Origin of the sequence: Natronomonas sp. (genome assembly GCF_036625485.1) — an archaeon.
Taxonomy (GTDB): domain Archaea; phylum Halobacteriota; class Halobacteria; order Halobacteriales; family Haloarculaceae; genus Natronomonas.
In genome coordinates this window covers 1-5,841 of sequence record NZ_JAZKTR010000152.1, presented here as the reverse complement: position 1 = coordinate 5,841, position 5,841 = coordinate 1, and the positions used below count along the sequence as shown (strand labels likewise).

Here is a 5,841-nt window from a genome sequence, read left to right as displayed (position 1 = left end):
GTGGAGGTTGCTCGTCGTCCGACACCCCGGACAGCGATACCTGAGACGCACGGATATTCATCGGGTGGGCGGGCGCCAGTATAGGCGTGTCGACTCACTGGTTTCGAGGACCGCTGCTTAAAAGGGACCGCAATCACACCCGAAGCCCTCGGGCGGCTACGGTCGCGCGACCCACTCTGCGCGCCTCGCTCGCTGCGCTCGCTTCGGTGCTTGAGGGGTCGTGCTTCCCGTACCCGCCCTCGCCCTTCGATTCCACCAGGACCGCAACCGCACCTGCCTTTCCCCGGGTCGCGAGGGTCGCCGAGGGCGACCACTCGCTCCCGGCCGAGTGTTTATTTATAAATGGCGCGCGCTGGCCGACCGCCGCGAGCGCACCGCGAGCGGTGGTCCGGCCAGCCAGCGCGCGAGGGACGACCGAGCGAAGCGAGGGAGTCGGTTGGGGAGGTTCGTGGTGCGGTCGCTGTCCTGGCGGACTGAAAGGGCGAGGCCCGGTGGCGCCGGAGGGGAGTCGCTAAGCAGGCACTATCCGAGCGAAGCGAGGATATCCTGCTTAGCGACCGCCAGCGGGCCGAGGGCTTTCCGGCTGTTTGTGGTCAGGAAGTCATCAACCACCATTTATAAATCAAAACATACCACACACCAGAGTTCGGGTCGGTGCGTTTATCGGCACCGCCCGGATACGCGTGGGTATGGAGCGGCTCCACGCTCGCTATCCCTTCCTCGACGCCTCTCGCGATGCGGTCGAGGCCGCCGACGTCGACCTCGCCGCGCTCGTCCAGCGTGGCGGGCCGGCGGTCGAACGCGGCCACGAGCGCGTCCAGCGCGCGCTGTTGGAGGGAACCACGGAAGCCGAGGAGCCGCAACTCTGGAGCGACCGCGCGGAACTGCTCTCCTATCCGGTCGCCCGCGTCCTCGTGTCGCTGCTCGACGTGCCGGGGGCAACCGAGAAGTACGCTGCCGCCGAGGCCGCGACGGCCCGCGAGCGGTTCGTCGAGGATTTCGAGGCCGACATCGAACTCAAAAGCACCGCCGACCAGCGGCTGACGCTGGAGCGACTGCTCGCCGATTTCGGCCTCTCGGGACGCATCGAGCCGACCGGCGACGGCCGCTTCAGCGTCGAAGTGACGGCCTATCTCGAACTCGCCGGCGACCTCGACGACGACCGCTGGCGCCTCGTCGGCCGCCCGCTCGACGCCGGCCGCGTCCCCGTCGCCCGCGCGGAACTGTACACCCTGCTCCGGGAGGCGATCCACCACCGCGTCGTCGAGGGGCTGCCGCTGTCGGTGCCCGAGCCGATCGGTGAACCGCTCGACGACGAACTCGGCGCGATTCGGCGGTCCATCTCGGATATCGACCCGCCGATGGGCTTCGAGGCGGTCGTTCCCGGCCTCTTTCCGCCCTGCATGCGCGCGCTGTTGACCCGCGTCCGGGAGGGTGAGGCGCTCCCCGACCACTCCCGGTTCGCGCTCGTGTCCTTCCTCGTCAGCGTCGGCCTCGACGCCGGGGACATCGTCGAGTTGTGTGACGTTACCGACGGAGCCGCCGGGACCGTTCGCGAACAGGTCGAACGGCTCGACGACGAGGGAGGAAGCGCCCTGACCCCGCCCTCCTGTGCCGTGATGGACGAGTACGGCGACTGTGTCGACAAGGACGAGACCTGCGAGACTATCCAGCATCCGCTGTCCTACTACGGAAAACGGCTCCAGCAGGCGCCGGACGACCGGGTCACCGACTGGCGGGCCTAATAACGCCGCGAGAGGCCGAGGCCGACGACCGACATGAAGACGATGAAGAAGCCGATGGCCCCGACGAGGGCGAGGCCGCCGCTGCCGGTCAGCCCATCGTTCGTATAGGCGGTCCCGATCCACATGATAATGCCCGCGAGCAACGCGACGCCCACGAACGCGACGACGGCTTCGACGACCGCATCCCGGTCCATGCTCGGGTTTGCGGTGGTATCCGGCAAAAGGGCTTCGAACCGAACTTTTTGCACGGTCGCCTCGCTGGCGCGAGCGACCGGCAAAAATCCATGCGAATCGCCGAAGGCGATTCGCTGGATGACGAGCGTCTCCGCTGGCGACGCTCGAACCACTTCGATGAAAAAGACACGTCGGCCTTCCCGACGGTCAGGCCTCGGTCCCGCGCCTCACTGCGTTCGGCGCGGTGAAACGCCTCGCTATCGCTCGGCGTATGCTCACTCTCATCCGCCTCCGCTACCGCCCCTTCCGCAGACGCTTCCCCGTATCCTTCGGGAGGCCGGCATCCACGATAGCTTCGATGACCGCCTCGATATCGTACTCGACGCGACGTTCCTCGACGGTCAGCTCATCGAGGTCGACGACTGCGTAGGCCGCACGCGGGTCGCTATCCCGCGGTTGGCCGACGCTTCCCGGATTCATGACGATGCCCTCGTCGTAGGTTTCGTGGCCCTGGACGTGGGTGTGGCCCATCACCAGCACGTCCTCGTCGTCGAGCATATCCTCGGAGAACAACCCCGGATACGTGTAGCGGTTGGGGTCGTCGGGATGGCCGTGGACGATCTTCATCCGGCCGTCGAAGCAGGTGCGCTCCTCGGGAAGCGACCCGAGCCAATCCAGCTGTTCCTCGTCGAGTTCGTCGATGGCGTGACGAACGCCGGCATCGGCCATCCGATTGCCGGGATAGCCGACTCCGTTGACGACCGAGCGGTCGTGGTTGCCCATTATCGTCGGGATCTCGCGGTCGCGCATCGCCTCGACGCAGTCGCTCGGCCACGGGTTGTACCCCACCACATCGCCCGCACAGACCAAGGTATCCACGTCGGGCATATCGTCGAGCACCTCACGGAGGGCGATTCGGTTGGCGTGAATATCTGAGATAACCCCGACGAGCATCATCCGACAGTTCGACCCGGCCGCGGATAAAGGCAACTTCCGTCCCACGACGCACCGGACGTTCGTCTACATATAGATTAAACTTCTAAAGGAATATGTACAGTATTCTTTTCACTTGGGGACAGATAACAGCCTAAATAGATAGCTAAAGTAGGTTTGTTAAGACAAATGCACATCAACGAACACGGCGCCGAGACGGAGTTGTTCCCAGTCGATGAACCGGAGGGGTTGCGACATCTCGTCGGGCACATTCAGGACGCCGTCGTCGCGTTCGAACTCGTCGACGACGAGCCGGTCATCAGGAGCGTCAACGAGTCGTTCGTCGAACTGTTCGGCTACGACCGTGAGGACGTGGTCGATACGCCGCTCAACGACCACATCGTCCCAGAGTGGCTCGCCGACGAGGCGGACACGCTCGACTCCCGAACCGCCTCGGGTGCGATCAACTACCGGCGGGTCCAACGCCGGACGACCGACGGCCTTCGGGAGTTCCTCTATCGCGGGATTCCCTACCCCTCCGAATCCTCGCGACTGGACGGTTTCGCGGTCTACACCGACCTGACCGAAATCAACCGGAAGGAGCGCCAACTGCAGGTCGTCACCCGCGTCCTGCGGCACAACCTGCGGACCGAAGCCAACACCATCGAGGGCAACGCCGCCCAGTTACTGGAATCCCTCGACGGCGAACACGAGGACGCCGTCCGGACGGCAACGGTCATCGAAGGGCGCGCCGAGCGACTGCTCGGTCTGGCGGGCGATGCAGCCCAGATCGACGACGTGTTACAGTCACCCAGATCCGACGCCGCGCCGCTGGATTGTGTGCCCCTCGTCCGCGCCGCAGTCGAGGGACTCCGCAACGCACACCCCGAGGCGACCGTCGACACCGACATCCCCGATTCGATGACCGTGTCGGCGATTCCGCGCCTCCAGTTGGCCATCGAGAACGTCGTCGAGAATGCCCTCGAACACAACCCCGCGGACGAACCGACCGTCCGCGTTCGCATCGAGCCCAGCGAGAGCGGCCGGTGGGCCGACATCATCGTCGACGACGACGCGCCGCCCATTCCGCCGATGGAGCGCAACGTCGTCACCGGCGACGCCGACGTGACGCCGAAACACCACGGCAGCGGCCTCGGCCTCTGGCTCGTCAAATGGATCGTCGACCGCTCGGGTGGCGAACTCGCCTTCGAGGACAGCGACCTGGGCGGCAACAGCGTCCGGATTCGGCTCCAGCAGGAGTAGCCGTCGACGGCCGACAGCCGCCGTCGATCCGTTATTCGCCGTTATAAAAGCCGGTCTCGAAGCCGTCGTCGGTGCGGGCGACCGCCGCCGCACAGACCGGGTGTTCGAGGTCGCGCTCGTAGAGTTCCTGCGCCATCGCTCCGGGGTCGGTCGCTTCGAGGTCGGTCGCCTCCGGCCGGTCCTTCTCGTAGGTGGCGACCAGCGTCGGCTCCTCGACGGCGTGGACGAGCAGGGCATCCCGACGAACGATGCCGATGTAGCTCTCCTCGTCGCCGACGACGCCAGCGATTCGGGGCGTGTCGTAGTCGTCTTTCTCGTAATCCAGCGCCAGCAGGGGTTCGACCAGCGCGTCGCGGGCCGGATAGCCGAGGTCGAGCTTTTCCGTGATAGGGTCGACCTGCGTCCCGTTCCCGATGACGGCGAACTCGCCGCCCTCGGTCGTTCGCAGGCAGTTGTACGAGATGTAGGGGTTGTCCGTCTCCGGCGCATCCGGCGTCGGTGCGACGGTCAGCGCCTCGTCTCGCTCGATGACCTGTCGGTTCGGGAACGACCGCGAGGAGACGCGATAGGCCGCGCGATCCGGTGCGACGACGATGAAACGTCCGACGTACATGGGCGTCACTCTCGGCGGATTCCGTATGTCGGTGTCGGTTCCTCGCTAGATAGTGTGATTGCCACGCGTCACTTCCGCTGCGCGGATTGGTTTTTATACTAGGGGCCGACCAGCGGGGGTATGGCGACGCCCAAACCCGAATGCATCGACGCCCTTCGGGAGGCCGCCGACCGGTTGGACGAGTCCCCGACGAAGGCCGCGTACGAGGCGCTGGGACTGACACCTGCCTCAGCGACAATCATCCGACAGCTCGGTGGCTGGAACGCGGCGAAGGAGATGGCCGGGTTGGAAACGAATGCATCGACGGGAAGCCGCGTGGGGGCAGAACCAGACGATGTGGACCTCCCGGATAGTGTCGATTGGTCGGACCTCTCGGTCGACCAGCGGTGGCATTACCGAAACCGTGAGTGGAACGCCGAACGGACGCGGCGGCGGCGAGCGAGACTTCGCAAGTGGCTCAATGACTATAAGGAAGAGTGTGGCTGTGTCCGGTGTGGCGAAGACGATCGTTCGTGTCTCGACTTTCACCACAGGCAGCCCGGAGAAAAGGGGATGGACGTTGGGACGATGGTTACCCATGGCTACGGCAAAGACGCGCTCCGAGCGGAGATCGAAACGTGTGACGTTCTCTGTGCGAACTGCCACCGACGGGAGCACCACTCACCGCCGACCAGAGAGCTACGAACGTGGGTATTCGAGCAGAAGCGGAACCTGGGCGGGTGCTCGAGATGTGGCGAAACCGACCCCACTTCCCTCGAGTTTCATCACGTCGGCGAGAAGGACGCCACTATCGCACGATTGGTAGCTGATGACCGTCCGAAGGAGGTCATCGAAGCCGAGATGGACGAGTGTGAGTTGCTGTGTGCGAACTGCCACCGGCGGGTGCATTTCGAGCCACCGAACCCGGATGCGGCGCCAGGCGAACACGACAATCATAAATAGTCCCGTGGCTTTCTTTCGTGTGCACGCAGTCCCGTAGTGTAGTGGCCAATCACGTGGGCTTCTGGGGCCCGCAACGCTGGTTCGAATCCAGCCGGGACTATTCCTTCGGACGTCCAAATCCTCCAGCGGCGCGTGTCTCGCTCGGTGGCTCCCGTGAGTCGACCCGCTCGG

General features: G+C 65.0%; 6 protein-coding genes and 1 tRNA gene. 4 read left to right on the top strand and 3 right to left on the bottom strand.

Going from position 1 to position 5,841, the window contains the following annotated elements:
• Positions 1-689 precede the first annotated feature (689 nt).
• Complete coding sequence (gene priL / locus V5A53_RS12405) at positions 690-1,745, top strand: DNA primase regulatory subunit PriL (RefSeq protein ID WP_332313931.1); 1,056 nt, start codon at positions 690-692, stop codon at positions 1,743-1,745.
• On the opposite strand, the gene V5A53_RS12400 is transcribed toward priL, so the two are convergent.
• Together V5A53_RS12400 and V5A53_RS12395 are read right to left on the bottom strand one after the other, a co-directional pair.
• Complete coding sequence (locus V5A53_RS12400) at positions 1,742-1,939, bottom strand: DUF7472 family protein (protein WP_332313930.1); 198 nt, start codon at positions 1,937-1,939, stop codon at positions 1,742-1,744. The two genes, priL and V5A53_RS12400, sit on opposite strands and share 4 nt — an antisense overlap.
• Positions 1,940-2,213: 274 nt before the next feature.
• On the bottom strand, positions 2,214-2,873 hold the full coding sequence (locus tag V5A53_RS12395; RefSeq protein ID WP_332313929.1) for a metallophosphoesterase family protein: 660 nt from the start codon (positions 2,871-2,873) through the stop codon (positions 2,214-2,216).
• 168 nt (positions 2,874-3,041) lie between these two features.
• On the opposite strand from V5A53_RS12395, the gene V5A53_RS12390 reads away from it, so the two are divergent.
• On the top strand, positions 3,042-4,115 hold the full coding sequence (locus V5A53_RS12390) for a PAS domain-containing sensor histidine kinase (RefSeq protein WP_332313928.1): 1,074 nt from the start codon (positions 3,042-3,044) through the stop codon (positions 4,113-4,115).
• A gap of 31 nt (positions 4,116-4,146) precedes the next feature.
• Here V5A53_RS12390 and V5A53_RS12385 read toward each other — a convergent pair whose 3' ends face one another.
• On the bottom strand, positions 4,147-4,728 hold the full coding sequence (locus V5A53_RS12385) for an IMP cyclohydrolase (RefSeq protein ID WP_332313927.1): 582 nt from the start codon (positions 4,726-4,728) through the stop codon (positions 4,147-4,149).
• A gap of 120 nt (positions 4,729-4,848) precedes the next feature.
• On the opposite strand from V5A53_RS12385, the gene V5A53_RS12380 reads away from it, so the two are divergent.
• Complete coding sequence (locus V5A53_RS12380; protein WP_332313926.1) at positions 4,849-5,670, top strand: homing endonuclease associated repeat-containing protein; 822 nt, start codon at positions 4,849-4,851, stop codon at positions 5,668-5,670.
• Between the two features lie 27 nt (positions 5,671-5,697).
• Positions 5,698-5,770 (top strand) — tRNA-Gln (locus V5A53_RS12375).
• Positions 5,771-5,841 lie beyond the last annotated feature (71 nt).

Coding starts and splice junctions, on each gene's coding strand:
- priL (WP_332313931.1), top strand. CDS start 690: ATGGAGCGGCTCCACGCTCGCTATCCCTTCCTCGACGCCTCTCGCGAT.
- V5A53_RS12400 (WP_332313930.1), bottom strand. CDS start 1,939: ATGGACCGGGATGCGGTCGTCGAAGCCGTCGTCGCGTTCGTGGGCGTC.
- V5A53_RS12380 (WP_332313926.1), top strand. CDS start 4,849: ATGGCGACGCCCAAACCCGAATGCATCGACGCCCTTCGGGAGGCCGCC.
- V5A53_RS12395 (WP_332313929.1), bottom strand. CDS start 2,873: ATGCTCGTCGGGGTTATCTCAGATATTCACGCCAACCGAATCGCCCTC.
- V5A53_RS12390 (WP_332313928.1), top strand. CDS start 3,042: ATGCACATCAACGAACACGGCGCCGAGACGGAGTTGTTCCCAGTCGAT.
- V5A53_RS12385 (WP_332313927.1), bottom strand. CDS start 4,728: ATGTACGTCGGACGTTTCATCGTCGTCGCACCGGATCGCGCGGCCTAT.